A 19,379-nucleotide genomic window follows, 5' to 3' on the forward strand; every position below is an offset into this window, starting at 1 on the left:
GCAGTCTTTCCAGTCCAGGGTTAACCGGACCTTACCGCTCGACCGGCGAGATCATGTCGATCTCCGCGAGATGACGGACCACAGTAAGGCGAGATGTAAACGCCGTCAGCCCTCCTACGGTTGCAACCAGGGCGACGACGCCGACATAGCCGATCCAGCCGATCGAGAAGGACCCGAACAGGGCGCTGATCTGGTCGGCCTCGGGCGTCGCGGTGTTGCTGGCCGTCCAGAACCCCATCATCGCGAAGAGGACCAATGCCGTCGCGCCGCCGATCACCGCGCCGACGAGGCCGAGCCGCAGGAAATGCCGCTCGAACTCGCGGGCGATGAAGGACGAGCGGGCGCCGACGAAATGCAGCACCTCGATGATGTGGCGGTTGCCGGACATCGCACCGCGCGTGGCGAAGACCACGGTCAGGGTCGTGGCCACCAGCACCAGCGTCAGGACGCCGACGCCGACCAGCACCGTCGCCCGCGCCATGGTCACCAGCCGCGACACCCAGGCGCGGTGATCGTCGAGCTCGGAGGCCGGCACCTCGCTCTGCAGGCGTGCCACGAGGGCGACGAAGTCGGGCGGCGAATCCTGGTCGATGGAGATGATCACCAGCCGCGGCACCGGCAGATCGTCGAGATTGAGCCCGTCGCCGAGCCAGGGCTCCAGCAGCCGGCCGGTGGCCGCGTCGTCGAGAATGGTCGCGCCGGTGACCCCGGGCGTCGTCAGCGCGATGCGCCGCACGTCGGCCAGCGCTGCGGCCATGTCGACGCCGTCGTCGGGCAGCACCTGCACGGTGATCTCGCGGGAGATGTCGTTCTGCCACTGGGACGCCGTGTCGGAGACCAGCGTCACCGCGCCGACGGTCAGGCTCGCCAGGAAGGTCATGATGGCGATCACCGTCATCAGCGCGCGGCCTGCGACATTGGCGCGCGGCACGATCGGCGCCGGCCTGTCCTCGCCGGTCCGGCCGACGAGCCGCAGCACATATTCGCGCAGGTCGATCCAGTGGTCGGCGAGATCAATCATAGATGTCGAGGCGTCCGTCCGAGAGGACCAGGCGGCGCGCGGCCACCTGCTCCATCAGGTCGAGATCGTGGGTGGCGATGACCACCGCGGTGCCGGTGCGGTTGAGCTCCATGAACAGTCGCAGCAGCCGGCGGGCGAGCGGCGGATCGACATTGCCGGTCGGCTCGTCGGCCAGAAGGATGTCCGGCTGGTCGATCAGCGCCCGGGCGATGGCGGCGCGCTGCTTCTCGCCGCCCGACAGCACCACCGGCGAGGCATGCAGCCGTTCGCCCAGCCCGACCCATTTGATCAGGTCGATCACATCCTGCCGGTAGGAGGCTTCCTCGCGGCCGCGCACCCGCAGCGGCAGCGCGACGTTCTCGTAGGTCGACAGATGTTCCAGCAGGCGGAAATCCTGGAAGACGACGCCGATGCGCCGGCGGATCGAGGGCAGGTCGGTGCGCGACAGGGTCGAGGCGTCGCGGCCGAGAACCGTGATCAGGCCGCGGGTCGGCTTCAGCGCCAGGAACAGCATGCGCAGCAAGCTGGTCTTGCCGGCGCCCGACGGGCCGGTCAGGAACTGAAAGGACTGGCGCTTCACCTCGAAGGACAGATCGCGCAGCACTTCCGGCCCCATGTCGTATCGAAGCCCGACATTCTCGAACCGAATCACTGCGCAAAGCCCCCGTCTTGTCGCCCTCGATCGTCCAGATGCACCGGACTTGTGGTGAATGTTGGCCGTCCTAACCGGCAAGCGCCGCGACGGCCACCCCGCAGCCGGATTCACGGTTTGTTAAGCATAAATCCTTACCGATTGCTGAACGCCGAAGCACAGAGGATGCGATGACCGACTTTCGCACCAACGCTGACACGCGCCGGGCTCCCCGCCGCGTCATCACCATCGACGGCGAGGCCGAGATCGTCGGCCGCCAGGCGCTGCCGCGCCATGCCTCGACGCTCCGCCAGATCGCCCACGAGCCGACGGTAGGCGAGCCGATGCCCGCACCAGGCGGACGGCCCTTCGGACGCCGGGCGAGCGGCCATGGCCATGGCAGCTTTCCCGACGCCGCCGCCGAGGAGCGCGACCTGCTGCGCCAGGCGTTCCTTTTGTCGCGCCACGCCTCGCGGCCCGCGCAGGAGGCCCCGGCCCGCTCCTCGCTTGCCGCGCGCGCCCGGCGGCTCAGTCCCGGCCGCGCCGTCCTCGTCGTCGGCGGCTTCCTGGTCGGCCTTCTCGCCGCGCCGGTCCTCCTCCTGTCGATGCCCGATTCGCCGGTCGCCGCGCCCTATGCGGTCACCAGTGCCTCGGGCCTCGTCCTGCGCAATGTCGATGCCAGCGTCGTGCCGCGCGGCAGCGGCGCCGTCCTGTCGGTCGCCGGCGTCATCGCCAACGACACCGCCGACCCGCTGACCGTCCCGACGCTCCGCATCGCCCTGACCGATGCCGGCGGCATCACCCGCAGCAAGCCGCTGAACGCGCAGATTTCCGCCCTGCCGGCCGGACAATCGGTGCGATTCCTCTCGGCACTGGCGGTCGCGGATGATACAGCGGGCGACATCAGCGTCGAATTCGAAGACACAGGAGCGGCTGACCGGTGATTACCGTCCGCGGCAAACAGATCGAGCCGCTCTACAGCGTCGAGGAGATCGCGAAGACCGTCGACCGAGTCGCCGGCGAGATCGCAGCCGTGCCGGCCAAGGACCTTCTGGTCATCTCGGTGCTGAAGGGCTCCTTCGTCTTCGCCGCCGACCTGATCCGCGCCCTGCACCATGCCGGGCTCGCGCCCGAGGTCGAGTTTATCTCCCTGTCGAGCTACGGCGCCGGCACCGAACCCGGCGAGATCCGCGTCCTGCGCGACGTGGAGAGCGAGGTCGCCGGCCGCACGGTGCTGCTCATCGACGACATTCTGGAATCGGGCCGCACGGTGAAATTCGCCCGCGACCTGATGCTGTCGCGCGGCGCCGCCGAGGTGCCGATCGCCGTCCTGCTCGACAAGCCGATGCGCCGCAAGGCGGATATCGAGGCCGATTATGTCGGCTTTTCCTGCCCCGACCAGTTCGTCGTCGGCTACGGCATGGATGTCGGCCACGCCTTTCGCGAACTGCCTTTCGTCGGCCGCGTCGTCGACTGACGACGCCCGTTCTCGCCTGCCGGACGACCGCCCCAGCGACCGCCGCCCTCGGGCTGCGACGATCGCAAGCCTCGACACGCAAGCTTTGCGCAAGGATTGTGCCTTAGAAGCGCAATTTGGTGTTGCGTAGGCAGACGATGGGAGGCCCCTCTTGGCGAGGATTCTGATCGCGGAAGACGACGCCGGCGTTCGCCTCCTGGTTTCGCGGGCGCTCGGGCTGGAAGGTCACGAGGTGACCGTCGCCGAAGACGGCGAAATGGCGCTGGACGTCCTGGTCGAACGGGACGGCGCCTTCGATTTCGTGCTGTCCGACATCCGCATGCCCTGCCTCACCGGCATCGAACTCGCCCACGAGATCGCCGCCTCCTGGCCGCATCTGCCGGTGCTCCTGATGACTGGCTATGCCGAACAGATGGAAGCGGCCGAGGATCTGACCGCGATCATCGAGGGCGTGGTGGAAAAGCCGTTCTCGATCGCCGAACTGCGCCGCGAGGTCGCCCGCATCCTGGCCGAGCGCGCCCAAAAGGGCGACGCCACCGACGCCCCCACCGCACCGCATATCCGCCGCTGCGCCTGACGCCGCCGCGAATACAGCCGGGCTCTATCCCTGACATTCGATGAAAAAACACCGCCGCGACGCTGAGGCGTCGCAGCGGCGATGTCGCCTGACGGCCGGTCCGCCTCAGGGCGTCTCGAGCAGCCGCTCCAGATAGTCCCGCTCCATCTGCGGCGACAGCGCGTCGCCGAGCCGGTTGCGGATCGCGTCAAGGATCTCGCGGGCCCGTTCGGTGTCTATCTCGTCCGGCACGCCGACATCCTGCCCGAAATCGGGACCCTGGGTCTGGCGCTGGCGGCCCAGCGGGTCGCGGCCGGAACGCTGCTGGGCGCCGTTGAAGCCCTGCCCCATCTGGCCGCCCTGTCCCTGCATGCCCGGCTGGCCCTGCCCCTGCTGCATGGCCTCCTGCATCTGCTGCATCATGTCCTGGGCGCCGCGGCGCATGGCTTCCATGGCGCGGCCCTGCTGGCCGACCGCCTCCCCGTCCTCGCCCTCGCCCAGCGCGCCCTCGGCCTTGCCCATCGCCTCGCCGGCCTCACCGAAGCCCTCGGAAGGCTCCATGCCCATGCCCTGCATCTGCTCCTGCAGCGCCTGCAGCTCTTCCTGAAGCTGGCCCTGCTGCTCCTGCAGCTGCTTCATCATCTCGCGCAGCTGTTCGGCCGTCAGCGGCTCGCCCTGTTCGCCCTGCTGGCCTTGCTGCCCCTGTTCGCCCTGCTGCCCCTGCTGCTGCTCGCGCTCGATCTGGCGGCGGCCGAGATCGAAGGTCTCGTCCATGAGCTGCTGCTGGCGCTGCAGCAATTCGCCCATCTTGTTCATCTGCTGCTGCATGGCGTTCTGTTCGCCATTCTGCGGCTGCTGGCCGGGGCGCATGGCCTGCAGATTGTCCATCATCTGCTGCAGTTCCGAGAGAAGCTGCTGGGCCGCCTCCTTGGAGCCGGACTTCGCCAGATCCTCGATGCGGTCCATCATGCGCTGCAGGTCCTGCGGCCGCAGCTCCTGCATGTCGCCGGCCTGCATCTGGTCCTGGTTCATCGGCGGCTGGTTGCGCATCGCCTCGGCCAGCGCCTGCATGTATTCCTGCATCGCCTCGCGCAGTTCCTGCATCAGCTGGTCGATCTCGGCATCCGACGCGCCGTTCTCCAGCGCCTCGGAGAGCTGCTCGCGGGCATCGCGCAGCCGCCGTTCGGCGAGCGACAGATTGCCGTCCTCGATGCCCAGCGCGATCTCCCACATGAAGTCCACCGCCGAGACCAGCGCGGCGTCGTCATAGGCTGTGGCGATGCGGGTGCGCACGGCCTTCAGCGCCAGATAGGTCGCCGGGCTCTCGATGAATTCGTCGCCGCGCAGGGTCACCGCGTCGAGCATCTGGACGACGCGGGTCGTGCTGTCGGCGTCCAGCGCCAGGATGCGCCGCTGCTCGACCACGGCGCGGGCCAGCGGGTTGGAGAAGCGCCGCTCGGGCAGCGTCAGGGTCAGCGCCTCGGAGCGGCCCTCCTGCCCGGCATCGTCCACCGCGACGAGGGTCATCGCCACCTCGGCCCCGGCATAGGGGCTCTCGGTCAGGTCGGCGCTGGTGCGGCCCTCGGCCGTGCCCTTGGTGCGGCGCGGCAACGCCAGCCGGATCTCCGGCGGCGCGATCAGCGGCCGCGCATCGGCCGGCACGATGTCGTCGGTGACGGCGATCGCGGCATTGGCCTGCCGCACGCCGTAATCGTCGGTGACCTTGTAGGTCAGCTGCAGCGCGCCGTTGCGTGCGACGCCCGGCTCGCCCTCGAAGGCGATCTCCGGGTCGAGATCGGGTGTGACGTCGAAGCGCCAGCGACCGAGGGTGGTGAAAGTGGTGGTCAGCGCCGCCTCGCCCGGCATGTCAAGGGCATAGGCATATTCGCGCGGGCCGGCAGGGGCGTCGGCCTCTGTCTCCGCATCGCCGGCCGCGGCGTCGGCGACCTCGCCCTCGTTCTCGGTGACCGGTGCGATCGCGATCGGCTCGGCGCCGGCCGGGGTGAAGCTCAGTTCGGCGTTGGAGCCGTCGGAAATCCGCACCTCCAGCTCGCTGCCCTCGGGCACGGTGACGGGCGCGTCCGAGGCGCCGACATCGGTCAGGAAGATCGGCGCGCGGCCGGTATAGGCCGGCGGCGTCACCCAGGCGTCGACCCGCGCCGAGGCGACGCTGTCGGCCGCGTCCGGCGCCAGCGCATCGACGACGCGGCCGCCGCCGGGACCAAAGGAAAAGGCGAAGGCAGTGACCAGCAGCAGCGCCACCAGCGCGCGCAGGCCATAGGGGTCGATCCGTTCGGTGCGGGTGGCGGGCGCCCCGCCGCTGAGATCGCGCAGCCGCTCGGCCATGCGGCGCTGATGGGCGCGCCAGAGCGCGGCGGCAAACGGGTCGGCGCCGACGGCGCGCTGGTCCTGCGCCTGCAGCGGCTGGTGGTCCAGCCGGCTCGCCCCCTCGATGCGCGCATCCACTGCGGCCGCGCTCGGCAGCCGCAGGCCGCGGTTGCGCCACAGTGCCGCAAGGCCGAGCCCGGCGAGAATCGCGATCACCGCGACGCGGGCCAAGAAGGGCAGCGCGGCGAATAGGCCGAACCAGGCGAGGATCAGGAACACCGCGACGAGGCAGGCGAGCGCCAGCACCAGCGGCCAAGCGCGCTCGATCAGGAGCGCCGCCCAGGCCAGGCGCCGCGTCGCCGCGACACGCCCGGACGCGGTCCAGTCGCTCTGCCGCTCGTGTCGCGCCATGGGGCCAGCCTCGTTCGTCGCAAGTTTCAGGGAGCGTAACAGTTTTTGCGGCGAAGACGAGGCGGGTGACGCAGCTGTGAAGCGGCCAATGGCCTCAGTCGTCGCCGCCCAGCCAGGGGGGCAGACGGTCCAGCGCAATCATCTCGTCGATGGTCTGGCGCGGCCGGATGGCGTGGAAGGCATCGCCCTTGACCAGCACCTCGGCGATCAGCGGCCGGGAATTGTAGGTGCCCGACTGGACCGCCCCGTAGGCGCCGGCCGACGACAGGTAGACGAGGTCGCCGGCCTTCACCGCCGGAATGTCGCGGGCGCGGGCGAAATAGTCGCCGCTCTCGCAGACCGGGCCGACCACGTCGGCGACGAGGCGCGGCGCGTCCGGGTCGTCGAGCACCGGATGGATGTCGTGCCAGGCGTCGTACAGGGTCGGGCGGATCAGGTCGTTCATGCCCGCATCGACGATGACGAAGGTCTTGCCCTCGGCTTCCTTCACATAGACCACCCGGGTGACCAGGATGCCGGCATTGGCGGCGATCAGCCGGCCGGGCTCGAACACCACCTTGCAGTCGAGGTCGCGGACATGGCGCTTGACGATCTCGGCATAGGCCGGCGGCGCCGGCGGCGGGGTGTTGGTGCGGCTGTAGGGCACGCCGAGGCCGCCGCCGAGATCGACATGAGCGATGTCGTGGCCGGCGCCGCGCAGCCGCCGCACCAGGCCCGCCAGCCGCTCGAAGGCCTGGTCGAAGGGCTCCAGCTCGACGATCTGGCTGCCGATATGCATATCGATGCCCGACACCGCGATGCCCGGCAGGGCGCGGGCCCTATCGTACACCGCCTCGGCCCGCTCATAGGCGATGCCGAACTTGTCGGACTTCTTGCCGGTGGAGATCTTGGCGTGGGTGCGCGCATCGACGTCGGGATTGATGCGGAACGAGACATGCGCCGTGCGCCCGGCCGCCACGGCCCGGGCCGAGATCATCTCGAGCTCCGGCTCCGATTCGATGTTGAAGCAGAAGATGCCCGAGGCGAGCGCCAGGTCGATCTCCGGCACGCTCTTGCCGACGCCCGAGAACATGATCTTCTCGGCCGGGATGCCGGCGCGCAGCGCCCGCAGCAATTCGCCGCCCGACACGACGTCGGCGCCGGCGCCGAGCGCCGCCAGCGTCTTCAGCACCGCCTGGTTGGAATTCGCCTTCATGGCGTAGCAGACCAGCGCGTCGATATCAGCGAAGGCCTCGGCGAACACCGTGTAGTGGCGCGTCAGCGTCGCGGTCGAATAGCAATAGAAGGGCGTGCCCACGTCATGGGCGATCGTTTCGACGGAGACGTCCTCGGCATGCAGGACGCCGTCGCGGATTTCGAAATGGTTCATGGCAGGTCAGACGGCACTCGGTAGAGGGGCGGAAACGGCTCAGTTCAGCAGCGGATCGAGGATGAAGCCGCTGCTGGTGGCGCCCTTGTTGCGGCTCACCTCGGCCGGTCCGATGGCGGTGTCGTCCTGGATGCGCGAGACGCGCACGGCGCCCGCCGCCGAGCCCGCCGTGCCGAAGCCGCTGCTGGCGTTGTTGGCGGCGACCGCGTCGGCACCGGCCGAGGCCCCGGTCTGCCCCGAGGACGGCGCCACCGGATTGTTCTTGATGCCGCAGCCCGCCAGCATCGCCGTTGCGGCGGCGAGCAGCAGCGGCAGATAGGTCCGGCTCGATCGAATGGTCATGTCGTCACCCCTCGCCGCGTCCCGGCGTCAGCTTCCCCGTCAGCGGTCATAGCGATTTCCCGGCGGAAAATCACCACCGCCGCGATCGTCATCGCGCGTCGCTTGCCATCCGCTCGCGCCAATAGGCGACCTGCGCCCGCACATTCGCCGGCGCGGTACCGCCGAAGCTGGTGCGGCTGTTGACCGAGGCGTCGACGCCGAGCACCGAGAACACCGCCTCGCCGATCCGCGCATCCAGCTCCCGCAGGCTGTCCAGCGGCAGTTCCTCCAGCCCGACGCCGCGCGCTTCAGCAAGGGCAACTGCCCGGCCGGTGACGTGATGGGCCTCGCGGAACGGCATGCCGAGCTCGCGCACCAGCCAGTCGGCCAGGTCCGTCGCGGTGGAGAAGCCGTGGCCGGCCGCCTTGCGCATCGCCTCGGTCTGGATGGTCATGTCGCGCACCATGCCGGTGGCCGCCGCCAGCGCCAGGGCCAGCGAATCGATGGCGTCGAAGACCTGTTCCTTGTCTTCCTGCATGTCTTTGGAATAGCTCAGCGGCAGGCCCTTCATCACGGTCAGCAGCGAGATCAGCGCGCCGTTGATGCGGCCCGGCTTGGCGCGCACCAGTTCGGCGGCGTCCGGGTTCTTCTTCTGCGGCATGATCGACGAGCCGGTGGAGAAGGCGTCGGACAGGCGCACGAAGCCGAATTGCGGCGTCGACCAGATGACGATCTCCTCGGCCAGCCGCGACAGATGGGTGCCGCAGATCGCCGCCACCGACAGGAACTCCAGCGCGAAGTCGCGGTCCGACACCGAATCCAGCGAATTGCGGGTCGGCTCGCGAAAACCGAGAGCCTTCGCCGTCATGTGGCGGTCGATGTCGAAGCCGGTGCCGGCCAGAGCGGCGGCGCCCAGCGGGCATTCGTCCAGCCGGTTCACCGCGTCGCGGCAGCGCGACAGGTCGCGGGCCGCCATCTCCACATAGGCGAGGCAGTGATGGCCGAAGGTCACCGGCTGGGCGACCTGCAGATGGGTGAAGCCCGGCATCACCGTGTCGGCGTGTGCCTCGGCCTTGGCGAGCAGCGCCTCGATGAAGCCGGTCAGCGCCCGGTCGAGGGAGAGGAACGCGGTCTTGACGTGCAGGCGGAAGTCCAGCGCCACCTGGTCGTTGCGCGAGCGCGCCGTGTGCAGGCGGCCGGCGGCGGGGCCGATCAGTTCGGCCAGCCGCGCCTCGATGTTCATGTGAATGTCCTCGCGCTCTCGCGAGAAATTGAACCGGCCGGCCTGTATCTCGCCGCGGATCTCCTCCAGACCCGCAATGATACTCTCTGCGTCATCCGCCGTGATGATGCCCTGTTGCGCCAGCATGGCGGCATGGGCTTTCGAACCGGCGATATCCTCTTCATAAAGCCGGCGATCGAAATCGATCGACGCGTTGATTTCTTCCATGATCGCGTCGGGACCCGAGGCGAAGCGTCCGCCCCACATCGCGTTGGCGGCACCGGGGACGTTGTCGGGATTCTGGCTCATGGACACTCGAAAGGGCTCTTGACGACATGTCCGAAGCAAAACGATCGACTTCGAACGGGCGGCGGCTCGGTCTCATCGCCGCGGTCGCACTGGTCTGCGGCATCGCGGCGGGTGGTGTCGTCCTATACGTGAGCGAGAGCGGGTCTGGCAACGAAACCGCCAGCGCCTGTCCGGCCGATGCGGCGATCACCGCGGCGGTGGATGCCGAGGCGCGCGGCGAGGTCGCCGCGGTGCAGGCGCTGGAAACGCCCTTCGACGTCTCGGCCATCGCCTTTTCGGATGGTGACGGCGCCGCCGTGACCCTCGCCGACTTCTCCGGCAGGACGCTGCTGGTCAATCTGTGGGCCACCTGGTGCGTGCCGTGCCGCCAGGAAATGCCGGCGCTGGACGAGCTGGAGCGCCAGGAAGGCGGCGACGACTTCGCCGTGGTGCCGATCAATGTCGACATGGGCGACATCGAGAAGCCGAAGACTTTCTACGCCGAGACCGATCTGACCGCCCTGCCCTTCTATCGCGACGAGACCATGGGCGTGTTCAACGACCTGAAGCGCGCCGGCGTCGCCTTCGGCCTGCCGATCTCCCTCGTCGTCGGCCCCGACGGCTGCGCCCGCGCCGCGATCAACGGGCCGGCCGAATGGGCCAGCCCCGACGCCATCCGCCTGATCGAAGCGGTGAAGGCGAGCGGGACGTCGGCCTGACCGGCACGACGTCCCTTCCGACAGTCGGCCAGCGGCTCAGCCGGCATAGCCCATCTGTGCCGGCTGCGGCTCCGGGGCCGCCCGGTCCAGCCGGACGGCGGTGAGCGCCACCGCCAGGGCCGCCAGCGGGAACAGCGCCGCGGTCCAGGTGACGTAGCCGAGGCCCGGACCGGAATCGATGACCAGGCCACCGGCGAAGGCACCCACGGCATTGCCGAGATTGAAGGCGGCGATGTTGAAGGACGAGGCGAGGCTTTCGCCGGCGCCGTCCGCCTTGGACAGCACCCACATCTGCAGCGGCGGCACGGTGGCAAAGGCCGCCGCCCCGAGGAGCGTCACGGCGACGAGCGCGGTCACCGTGCCCTGCAGCGCCGGCCCCATCAGAACGAGCACCACAAACAGAACGACGAGGCTGCCGACCATCGCGGGCACCAGTGCCCTGTCGGCCAGACGACCGCCGAGCAGGTTGCCGGCCACCAGCCCGCCGCCGAACAGCAGCAGGATCGGCGAGATCGCCGCCTCGCCGAAGCCGGTGATGCCGGTCAGGAGCGGTGCGATATAGGTGAAGACCGCGAAGACGCCGGCATAGCCGAGAACCGTCGTCAGGAGACCGAGCAGCACGGGGCGACGGCCCAGCGCCTTGAGGTCGGCGCGCCAGTCGTCGGCGGTCTCCGGCTTGCCGTCCCGGGGCACGGCCCAGGCGATGACGGCCGCGGCGAGAATGCCGACGATGGCGACGGCCCAGAAGGTGGCGCGCCAGCCGGCCGCCTGCCCGAGCCAGGTGCCCAGCGGCACGCCGAGGATATTGGCCACGGTCAGGCCCGTGAACATCAGCGCAATGGCCGAGGCGCGCTTGTCGGCGGGCACCAGCTTCGTGGCGACGACCGAGCCGACGCCGAAGAAGGTGCCGTGGGCAAAGGCCGTCAGCACCCGTGCGGCCATGAGGAGGCCGTAGGTGGGCGCCAGCGCACAGGCGACATTGCCGGCGATGAAGATCGCCATCAGCGCCAGGAGCACGGTCTTGCGCGGCCAGCGGCTGGTCAGGATGGTCAGGAGCGGCGCGCCGACGACGACGCCGATGGCATAGCCGGAGATCAGGAAGCCGGCGGCGCTGGTCGAGACGCCGAGATCGGCGCCGACATCGAGCAGCAGGCCCATGATGACGAATTCGGTGACCCCGATGCCGAAGGCACCGGCGGTCAACGCGTAGAGAGCAAGAGGCATGACGAAATCCCTGATGATGAACAGGGCCGTCAGATGACAGCTTGTGCTTTGATGAAGTAGACTGCCGCCAGGAACAACATTCAGGACTTCAGGTCACAAATGCCGCGCCCCGACGCCAATCGCTTTGCCGAGATGGAGGTGTTCGCCACGGTGGTCGAGCGCGGCGGCTTCTCGGCGGCGGCGCGGGTTTCCGGCATGTCGGCCTCGGCGGTCTCCAAGCTCGTCGCGCGCCTGGAAGCGCGGCTCGGCACGCGGCTCGTCCATCGCACCACCCGGCGTTTCCAGCTCACGCCGGAGGGCCAGGGCTTCTACGAGCGGGCCGTGGCGATCCTCGCCGATCTCTCCGACGCCGAACGGGCGGCAGGAGCCGGCGAACGGCCCGCCGGCCGCGTGCGGCTCAATTCCAGCGCCTCCTATATCAGCCATGTCCTGGCGCCGATCCTGCCGGATTTCCTCGCCCGCTATCCCGAGATCGGCCTCGACATCGTGCAGACCGATCAGGTCGTCGACCTCGTCGCCGAGCGCACCGACATCGCCATTCGCGCCGGCCCCATGCCGAGCTCCAACCTGATGGCGCGCAAGCTCGGCCAGACGCGCATGATGATCGTCGCCGCGCCCGGCTGGGTGGCCCGGCACGGCCTGCCGCGCACGATCGCGGATCTGGAAGCGCATGAACGGCTGGGCTTCGGCTATGCGCGGGCGATGAAGGGCTGGCCGCTCAGGAGCGGCGCCGGCGAGGACGTCACCCTGCCGACGGTCGGGCGCGTCCAGATCAATGACGGCGAAGGCCTGCGGCGCCTGGCGCTCGCCGGCGTCGGACCGGCGCGGCTCGCGGCCTTCGCCATCCGCGCCGACATCGCCGAAGGCCGGCTGGTGCCGCTCCTGGAAGACGCCAATCCGGGCGACGAGGAGGCGTTTCACGCCGTCTTCATCGGCCAGTCCGCCAGCCTCCCCGCCCGCGCCCGCGCCCTGCTCGACTTCCTCGCCGAACACGGACAGGTCAGCTGAGCGGCGAGCGACTGGCGCGCGGAGGCGGCCTCACCGGGATGCCCAGGTGTGCTCAACGAACTGTAGCGCGCCAGCTTCGCCTTAGGCCTGCCGATCTCCCTCGTCGTCGGCCCCGACGACCGCGCCCGCGCCGCGATCAACGGCCTGGCCGCATGGGCCAGCCCCGATGCCATCCGCCTGATCGACGCTGTGAAGGGGCCAGCGGTGGGACGGTGTGACCGGCGCGACGGCCCTTCCGGAAGGTGTCGGCCAGCGCCTCAGCCGGCATATCCCATCTGCGCCGGCTGCTCCGGCGCCGCTTGGCCCAGCCGGACGGCGGTGAGCGGCGCCGCCGCGGCCGCCAGCGGGAACCGTTCGGGCTATGCCCGTGCGATGAACGGCCCGCAGATCGGGATCAGTATCGGCTGAGCTGCTAAGAGATCGTCGCCTTGAACTCAGCCGAACGGCTGACCCAATCGGCGGACTGCAGATCCAGGTCAACTGACGGCATCCGCTCGATTATCATTGGCGCCGCTATCCTGCCGGCGCCGCCCGCTAGTTCGACTGTCTTCGGAACGATAGACGTAACGTCCGCGAAGGAAAGATCCCTGAGATCGACAAATCGGACGAATACGGGGGCGTGAGACGCAAATCGTTCGACAACACGACTTGTCGACAAGCGCGCTACTTCGTACGCTTCCTCAACTGACGCTACTGACGACCACGGCATCAATAAGCAGGGTCGGAGTGATGATGTGAGATTTTGTGCCAAGGGATGAACAAATACTCCGCCAGATGGCCCGCGCCTATGAAGCGAGGAAACGTGCGGTTCCCCCTTTAGATTGGCGACCTGACATACAACGAAGACAGTATTTGCGAATCCCCATAGTATGCGACTGCGACGCGCCGGATGTGATCGGCGTATCGATTGAAGGCACAGCTTGGGCGGATGAACCTGAGAAACGTGTATCCTTCCAGCTCAAGATTGATATCGGAGGAACTGATTTCCGAGTTGCGCGGATCGATTGGCGGCCCCGTCAACCGCACATCAACAAGTTTGGGCCGCCCAGTCTTCGTGGGCGCACGGTCTTGACGAGCATTCATGATTTCCCGGAGAATGCGGCTCTCGGGCTGGGAGAGATGCAACTCAGAAATCTAGCGGTAGCGAAACCGATTGAGTCTGAGCCGAGCGAATTTACTGAGGTCTTAACCTACCTTCGTGATACGTTCAGGCTTGACAATGCCACCGAGATCCCTGTCCCGCCATGGTCGCCGCAACTCTTCTAACTAGCACCGAATCGCCCGATACCCTCCTTGAGCGTATCGCGGACGATCTCGTGCGCGTCCGCCCGCTCGTGAATGGAGGATTGATCTCGACGCCAGTCCTCTTTCCCTCAGGATCAAGCGTCACCGTCCGGATTACGTTCGATGGAGATCGATGCCTCATTACTGATGATGGCGCAGCTTATGCGGAAGCTGATATGATGGGCGCTCTCCCAATATTCCGCAGAGCCGCCCGACGTGTTGCGGAGGCTGCCGGCATTCGTTTCAACGATTTTGAGATTTTCGAAATCGACGCCAGTCCGGACACCGCATCTGGTCTGATCGCTATCGTGGCTGATGCTGCGCGGCGATCGATCGAAGTCACAACCGAGCGGCTCGCAGACCGGCTCCATAGCGATACGAAGGCCTCAGTGTTCGATCTGCTGGTCGAGGCCTTTGGCAGCGGGAAAGTGGCGGCTGACGTTTCACTTTCAGGTGCGTCCACTCATGCTTGGACGGTTGATGCACTGGTCGCATCCGATCGAGCTGATATTGCCGTCTCGGTCGTCAATCCTGTACCTGCGTCCATCTCATCAACATACGTTAAGTTGGATGATATTCGCAGGCTTGACGCTCCTCCTCGGACCGTCGCGGCCCTCGCGCGACGGAATGCGTTCAAAGCCGATCAGATTGCAATCCTCAATCGGACAGCCAAACTCATCGATTTGTCAGCCTCTGTAACCGAATTCCGACGGCTAGCGGCCTAGTCAGTCCTGTTTCCGCAGTCCTACCGCGTCGGGACCGGCATCTCGCCGCGATAGTCGTAGAAGCCGCGGCCGGCCTTGCGGCCGAGCCAGCCGGCTTCGACATATTTCACCAGCAGCGGACAGGGGCGGTATTTGGAATCGGCCAGCCCGTCATGCAGCACCTGCATGATCGACAGGCAGGTATCGAGGCCGATGAAGTCGGCCAGTTGCAGCGGGCCCATCGGATGGTTGGCGCCCAGCTTCATGGCGGTGTCGATGGATTCGACCGAGCCGACGCCCTCGTAAAGGACGTAGATCGCCTCGTTGATCATCGGCAACAGGATGCGGTTGACGATAAAGGCCGGAAAATCCTCCGAGACGCTGATCGTCTTGTCGAGGGCGGTGACGTAGTGGCGCGCCGATTCGAAGGTCGCGTCCTCGGTGGCGATGCCGCGCACCAGCTCGACCAGCTTCATCACCGGCACCGGGTTCATGAAGTGGATGCCCATGAACCGCTCGGGCCGGTCGGTGGCCGAGGCCAGCCGGGTGATGGAGATCGATGAGGTGTTGGTGGCCAGAATCGCGCCGGGCGCCAGATGCGGGCAGATCTCGCGGTAGATCTTGCGCTTGACCGTCTCGTCCTCGGTCGCCGCCTCGATGACGAGGTCGGCGGTGCCGAGCGCCGCCGTGTCGGTGGTGGTGGCGATCCGCGCCATCGCCGCGTCGCGGTCGGCCGGTGTGATCTTCTGGGAGGCGAGCTGGCGGTCGAGGGTGGCGGCGATCTTGTCGCGGCCGGCGCTCGTGCGGTCCTCGGCGATGTCGTAGAGCGTCACGCCGTAGCCGGCGAGGGCCGAGACATGGGCAATGCCGGAGCCCATCTGCCCCGCGCCGACGATGCCAACGTGCTTGATACTGTCCGCCATCGCGCCTTCGCTCACCTTGGATGTTGCGTCGCGAACCTAGCGGCGGCGCGCGGCTTCGTCAAAGCCGCGCGCCGGACGCTCAGAGCTTGTCCTTCAGCTCGGGCAGGATCTGGAACAGATCGCCGACGAGGCCGTAATCGGCGACCTGGAAGATCGGCGCCTCCTCGTCCTTGTTGATGGCGACGATGATCTTGGAATCCTTCATGCCGGCCAGATGCTGGATGGCGCCGGAGATGCCGACGGCGATGTAGAGATCGGGCGCCACGACCTTGCCGGTCTGGCCGACCTGCCAGTCGTTCGGGGCGTAGCCGGCATCGACCGCCGCCCGCGAGGCGCCGATCGCCGCGCCCAGCTTGTCGGCGACGGGCAGGAGCACCTCGTCGAACTTCTCCTTGGAGCCCAGCGCGCGGCCACCCGACAGGATGATCTTGGCGCTGGTCAGTTCCGGCCGCTCGCTGTGGGCGAGCTTTTCCTCGACGAAGGTCGACAGGCCCGGATCGCCGGCCGCGTCCACCGCCTCGACAGTTGCCGAACCGCCGGTGCCGGCGGCCTGGAAGCCGGAGGTGCGCACGGTAATCACCTTCTTGGCGTCGGTCGACTTCACCGTCTGGATGGCGTTGCCGGCATAGATCGGCCGCTGGAAGGTGTCGGCGCCCTCGACGACGACGACGTCGGAGATCTGCATCACGTCGAGCAGCGCGGCGATGCGCGGCGCGACATTCTTGCCGGCGGTGGTGGCCGGCGCGACGATGGCGTCATAGCCCTCGGCGAGCCTGACGACGAGGTCGGCCAGAGGCTCGGCGAGGCCGTGGGCATAGGCCTCGGCATCGGCATGCAGCACCTTGGCGACGCCGCCCAGCTGGCCGGCGGCCTCGGCGACGGCGGAAGCGCCCGAGCCGGCGACGAGCACATGCACGTCACCGCCCATCTGGGCGGCGGCGGTCAGCGCCTTGGCGGTCTGCTCGGACAGGGTCTGGTTGTCGTGTTCGGCGATGAGAAGCGTGGTCATGATCGCGGGTCTCCCTGGCATCCGGCGGTCGCCTGCGCGTCACGCGCGCGGCCGGCGGGCATCCAATCCTTCAAGGCGCGTGCTCAGAGCACGCCGGCTTCGTTCTTCAGCTTGTCGACCAGCACGTCGACGCTCTCGACCTTGATGCCGGCCTCGCGCTTGCCCGGCTCGGCGGTCTTCAGGATTTCCAGCCGCGGCGCGATGTCGACGCCGAAATCGTCCGGCGACTTCTCCTCGAGCGGCTTCTTCTTGGCCTTCATGATGTTCGGCAGCGAGGCGTAGCGCGGCTCGTTGAGGCGCAGATCCGTCGTCACGATCGCCGGCATCTTGAGCGCCACGGTCTGCAGGCCGCCATCGACCTCGCGGGTCACGGTCGCCTTGCCGTCGGTCAGCTCGATCTTGTTGGCGAAGGTGCCCTGGCTCCAGCCGAGCAGCGCCGCCAGCATCTGGCCGGTCTGGTTGCAATCGTCGTCGATCGCCTGCTTGCCGAGGATGACGAGGTCCGGGCTCTCGGCCTCGACGACGCCCTTGAGGATCTTGGCGACGGCCAGCGGCTCGGTCGGCTGGTCGGTCTTGACCAGGATGCCGCGGTCGGCGCCCATGGCGAGCGCCGTGCGGATCGTCTCCTGCGCCTGCTGCGGGCCGACGGACACCGCGACGATCTCCGTCACCGTGCCGGCTTCCTTCAGGCGGATCGCCTCCTCGACGGCGATCTCGTCGAAGGGGTTCATGCTCATCTTGACGTTGGCGAGGTCGACGCCCGTGCCGTCCGGCTTGACCCGGATCTTCACGTTGTAGTCGACGACGCGCTTGACTGCGACGAGAACCTTCATCGGTCGTGTCTCTCCCTTTTTGGGCGCCGAGCGCCCGAAAGCCTCATGTCCTGCCCGGCCCGGCGTCGCCCTCGCGATATCCGCGCAGGCGACCGGAGCCGATTGGCCGCGAGCGATATCTGACTTTTACGTAATGGTCAAAATTTCGCGGTCTCGTAGCGGCCTTGTGCGGTTCCCGCGCCGATCTTGCAAGTGCCGGGTCACGATCGCCCGGTGTCGCCCGGCTCCAGCTCCACCGCCCGCGGCGTCTGGATCTGCCGGTCGAACAGCACCACGCCGCGCCGGCGCAGGACCAGCGTCAGCGCCGCCCCGGCCAGGATGCCGCCGGCATGGGCGGCATAGGACACGTCCTCGGCGCCCGACGCGAACAGCACGAACTGCAGGCCGATCCACACGATCAGCAGCAGCCAGGCCGGCAGGTTCAGGGGGATGCGCCCGAAGGCCAGCACCCAGACCCACACCCTGGGATGCAGCATCAGATAGGCCGCCGCGACACCCGACACCGCGCCGGACGCGCCGATCAGCGTCGCCTCCGAGCCCGGGAACATCAGCGCATGCAGCCCCGCCCCCGCCGCCGCGCAGGCCAGGTAGAAGACCAGGAACTTCACATGGCCGAAGGCGTCCTCGACATTGTCGCCGAACACCCAGAGGAACAGCATGTTGCCGCCGATATGCCAGATGTCGAGATGCAGGAAGGAATAGGTCAGGAAGTTCAGCCAGCCCGGCACAGCCACATAGGCCGGCGGCAGCTCGGCATAGCCGTTCACCACCGCCGGGATGAAGCCGTAGGAGATCTCGAAGGCCGACAGGAACGCCCCGGTCTCGCCGCTCGCCTTGGCGAACAGATAGACCAGCGCATTGGCCGCGATCAGCCCCACCGTCACATACTGGAAGCGGATATGACGCAGGCGGTTGGCGTCGTAGAAGGGGACGAACACGGCAGACCTTTCAGGCTTTTGGCCGGGGGCTCTCCTGGCCGGAGGCTTTCGGCCGGACTTCTGGCCGTGGACTTCTGGCCGGGCTCTTGACCAAAGGCTTTTGGCCAACGGCTTTCGACCGGAGGGCTCCTGACCGAGGCTCCCGGCCAAAGCGTGAGCCGAAACCCCTGCCCCCGCGACTGTCTGCGACCCCCTGTCACGGCCGGCGCCCGGTCCGCCGCGCCACGCCGCCCCTCACCCGGAGACGCCGCCGGGCCGCGAACCGTCCCGGCCGTGCGCCCCGCGTCGGCGATCCCGCCGCCTCAGCGGCTGGCGCCGGGCACCCACAGAACATCCGCTTTGCCGTCGTCATTGGCAATTCGGCCGGCGACGAACAGATGGTCGGACAGGCGGTTGACGTAGCGCAGCGCGACGTCGGCGACCGACTCGCCGTCCTTCTTCGCCAGGGCGACCATCAGCCGCTCGGCCCGCCGCGCCACTGTGCGGGCATGGTGCAGATGGGTGGCGGCGGGCGAGCCGGCCGGCAGGGTGAAGCTCTTCAGCGGCTCCAGCCGCGCGTTCATGGCGTCGATCTCGCGCTCCAGCGCGTCGACCTGCGAGGCGACGATCTTCAGCGGCTCGTAGGGCAAGGGCTCGCCGGTCTCCGGCGTCGCCAGTTCCGCGCCGAGATCGAACAGCTCGTTCTGGATGCGCGCCAGCATGGCGTCGAGCTCGCCCTCGGCATGCAGCCGCACCAGCCCGAGAACGGCGTTGAGCTCGTCGATCGTGCCGTAGGTCTCGACCCGCAGATCACTCTTCAACCGCCGCTCGCCACTGCCGAGCCCCGTCTCCCCGGCATCGCCGGTGCGCGTGTAGATCTTGTTCAGCTTGACCATGATGTCTCCGGTTTCGCGACATCATAGGGGATGGGACGGCCCGGGACAGGGGGCGGCTTCAAGCCAATTTCGAACGTTCAATCAGTCTTCACGTTTGCCTTTGGCTCCCCTTAGGTGTTTAGTCCCGGCATTTGGTGGATTGGATCGAGCGTGAATCGTTCTGGTTCTGAAGTCCATCGTTTGCAGATGAACTCGTAGGGCGTGAGGCCCTTCAGGGTCTTGAGGCGCCGGGCGAAGT

18 protein-coding genes and 1 pseudogene are annotated in these 19,379 nt (G+C 67.9%); 6 read left to right on the forward strand and 13 right to left on the reverse strand.

Annotated elements, in window-relative coordinates; translation table 11 throughout:
- Positions 1-31: 31 nt before the first annotated feature.
- Positions 32-1,021: an ABC transporter permease gene (locus tag H9Q09_RS13125; protein WP_187391407.1), complete on the reverse strand. Its 990-nt coding sequence runs from the start codon at positions 1,019-1,021 to the stop codon at positions 32-34.
- Positions 1,014-1,673 carry a cell division ATP-binding protein FtsE gene (gene ftsE / locus H9Q09_RS13130; RefSeq protein WP_024349859.1) on the reverse strand — a complete coding sequence of 220 codons (660 nt, stop codon included), beginning with the start codon at positions 1,671-1,673 and terminating at the stop codon, positions 1,014-1,016. The genes H9Q09_RS13125 and ftsE overlap by 8 nt, the downstream gene beginning before the upstream one ends.
- A 170-nt stretch (positions 1,674-1,843) precedes the next feature.
- Here ftsE and H9Q09_RS13135 point away from each other — a divergent pair, with 170 nt between their 5' ends.
- The 3 genes from H9Q09_RS13135 to H9Q09_RS13145 all read left to right on the forward strand — a co-directional run bounded on the left by H9Q09_RS13135 (position 1,844) and on the right by H9Q09_RS13145 (position 3,706).
- The gene (locus tag H9Q09_RS13135; RefSeq protein WP_187391408.1) at positions 1,844-2,596 is read left to right on the forward strand and encodes a hypothetical protein; all 753 of its coding nucleotides are present in this window, start codon (positions 1,844-1,846) and stop codon (positions 2,594-2,596) included.
- Positions 2,593-3,129, forward strand: a complete 537-nt coding sequence (hpt, locus tag H9Q09_RS13140) for a hypoxanthine phosphoribosyltransferase (protein ID WP_009210746.1) — start codon at positions 2,593-2,595, stop codon at positions 3,127-3,129. The genes H9Q09_RS13135 and hpt overlap by 4 nt, the downstream gene beginning before the upstream one ends.
- A 151-nt stretch (positions 3,130-3,280) precedes the next feature.
- Positions 3,281-3,706 carry a response regulator gene (locus tag H9Q09_RS13145; RefSeq protein WP_187391409.1) on the forward strand — a complete coding sequence of 142 codons (426 nt, stop codon included), beginning with the start codon at positions 3,281-3,283 and terminating at the stop codon, positions 3,704-3,706.
- 105 nt (positions 3,707-3,811) lie between these two features.
- Here the strand turns inward: H9Q09_RS13145 and H9Q09_RS13150 are convergent, their stop codons facing one another.
- The 4 genes from H9Q09_RS13150 to argH form a co-directional block, all read right to left on the reverse strand.
- A complete protein-coding gene (locus H9Q09_RS13150) occupies positions 3,812-6,424 on the reverse strand; it encodes a TIGR02302 family protein (protein WP_187391410.1) in 2,613 nt (870 codons plus the stop codon).
- Positions 6,425-6,518: 94 nt separating this feature from the next.
- Complete coding sequence (gene lysA / locus H9Q09_RS13155) at positions 6,519-7,793, reverse strand: diaminopimelate decarboxylase (RefSeq protein ID WP_024349855.1); 1,275 nt, start codon at positions 7,791-7,793, stop codon at positions 6,519-6,521.
- A 39-nt stretch (positions 7,794-7,832) separates the two neighbouring features.
- Positions 7,833-8,135: a hypothetical protein gene (locus H9Q09_RS13160; RefSeq protein WP_187391411.1), complete on the reverse strand. Its 303-nt coding sequence runs from the start codon at positions 8,133-8,135 to the stop codon at positions 7,833-7,835.
- Between the two features lie 88 nt (positions 8,136-8,223).
- Complete coding sequence (gene argH, locus H9Q09_RS13165) at positions 8,224-9,645, reverse strand: argininosuccinate lyase (RefSeq protein WP_187391412.1); 1,422 nt, start codon at positions 9,643-9,645, stop codon at positions 8,224-8,226.
- A 26-nt stretch (positions 9,646-9,671) separates the two neighbouring features.
- Between argH and H9Q09_RS13170 the strand changes: the two genes are divergently transcribed.
- Positions 9,672-10,343 carry a TlpA disulfide reductase family protein gene (locus H9Q09_RS13170; RefSeq protein ID WP_024349852.1) on the forward strand — a complete coding sequence of 224 codons (672 nt, stop codon included), beginning with the start codon at positions 9,672-9,674 and terminating at the stop codon, positions 10,341-10,343.
- Between the two features lie 36 nt (positions 10,344-10,379).
- On the opposite strand, the gene H9Q09_RS13175 is transcribed toward H9Q09_RS13170, so the two are convergent.
- Positions 10,380-11,567, reverse strand: a complete 1,188-nt coding sequence (locus tag H9Q09_RS13175; protein WP_187391413.1) for an MFS transporter — start codon at positions 11,565-11,567, stop codon at positions 10,380-10,382.
- A gap of 99 nt (positions 11,568-11,666) precedes the next feature.
- On the opposite strand from H9Q09_RS13175, the gene H9Q09_RS13180 reads away from it, so the two are divergent.
- Together H9Q09_RS13180 and H9Q09_RS13185 are read left to right on the forward strand one after the other, a co-directional pair.
- Positions 11,667-12,575 (forward strand): LysR family transcriptional regulator, encoded by a 909-nt coding sequence (locus H9Q09_RS13180; protein WP_187391414.1) that lies wholly within the window; start codon positions 11,667-11,669, stop codon positions 12,573-12,575.
- Between the two features lie 1,244 nt (positions 12,576-13,819).
- Positions 13,820-14,584, forward strand: coding sequence for a hypothetical protein (locus H9Q09_RS13185; RefSeq protein WP_187391415.1), 765 nt, complete (start codon positions 13,820-13,822; stop codon positions 14,582-14,584).
- A 20-nt stretch (positions 14,585-14,604) separates the two neighbouring features.
- Here H9Q09_RS13185 and H9Q09_RS13190 read toward each other — a convergent pair whose 3' ends face one another.
- From H9Q09_RS13190 to H9Q09_RS13215, 6 genes and pseudogenes are all read right to left on the reverse strand, one after another.
- Entirely contained in the window at positions 14,605-15,486 is an 882-nt protein-coding gene (locus H9Q09_RS13190; protein ID WP_187391416.1) for a 3-hydroxybutyryl-CoA dehydrogenase, read from the reverse strand.
- Between the two features lie 79 nt (positions 15,487-15,565).
- Positions 15,566-16,495 carry an electron transfer flavoprotein subunit alpha/FixB family protein gene (locus H9Q09_RS13195; protein ID WP_187391417.1) on the reverse strand — a complete coding sequence of 310 codons (930 nt, stop codon included), beginning with the start codon at positions 16,493-16,495 and terminating at the stop codon, positions 15,566-15,568.
- An 83-nt stretch (positions 16,496-16,578) separates the two neighbouring features.
- On the reverse strand, positions 16,579-17,328 hold the full coding sequence (locus H9Q09_RS13200; RefSeq protein ID WP_024349844.1) for an electron transfer flavoprotein subunit beta/FixA family protein: 750 nt from the start codon (positions 17,326-17,328) through the stop codon (positions 16,579-16,581).
- Positions 17,329-17,528: 200 nt separating this feature from the next.
- Positions 17,529-18,266 (reverse strand): rhomboid family intramembrane serine protease, encoded by a 738-nt coding sequence (locus H9Q09_RS13205; RefSeq protein ID WP_187391418.1) that lies wholly within the window; start codon positions 18,264-18,266, stop codon positions 17,529-17,531.
- A 302-nt stretch (positions 18,267-18,568) separates the two neighbouring features.
- Positions 18,569-19,141, reverse strand: a complete 573-nt coding sequence (locus H9Q09_RS13210) for a cob(I)yrinic acid a,c-diamide adenosyltransferase (RefSeq protein WP_187391419.1) — start codon at positions 19,139-19,141, stop codon at positions 18,569-18,571.
- A 110-nt stretch (positions 19,142-19,251) separates the two neighbouring features.
- Positions 19,252-19,379: pseudogene (locus H9Q09_RS13215) on the reverse strand (IS481 family transposase); the annotation flags it as partial.

It is taken from the genome of Aurantimonas sp. DM33-3 (assembly GCF_014334315.1).
Taxonomy (GTDB): domain Bacteria; phylum Pseudomonadota; class Alphaproteobacteria; order Rhizobiales; family Rhizobiaceae; genus Aurantimonas; species Aurantimonas coralicida.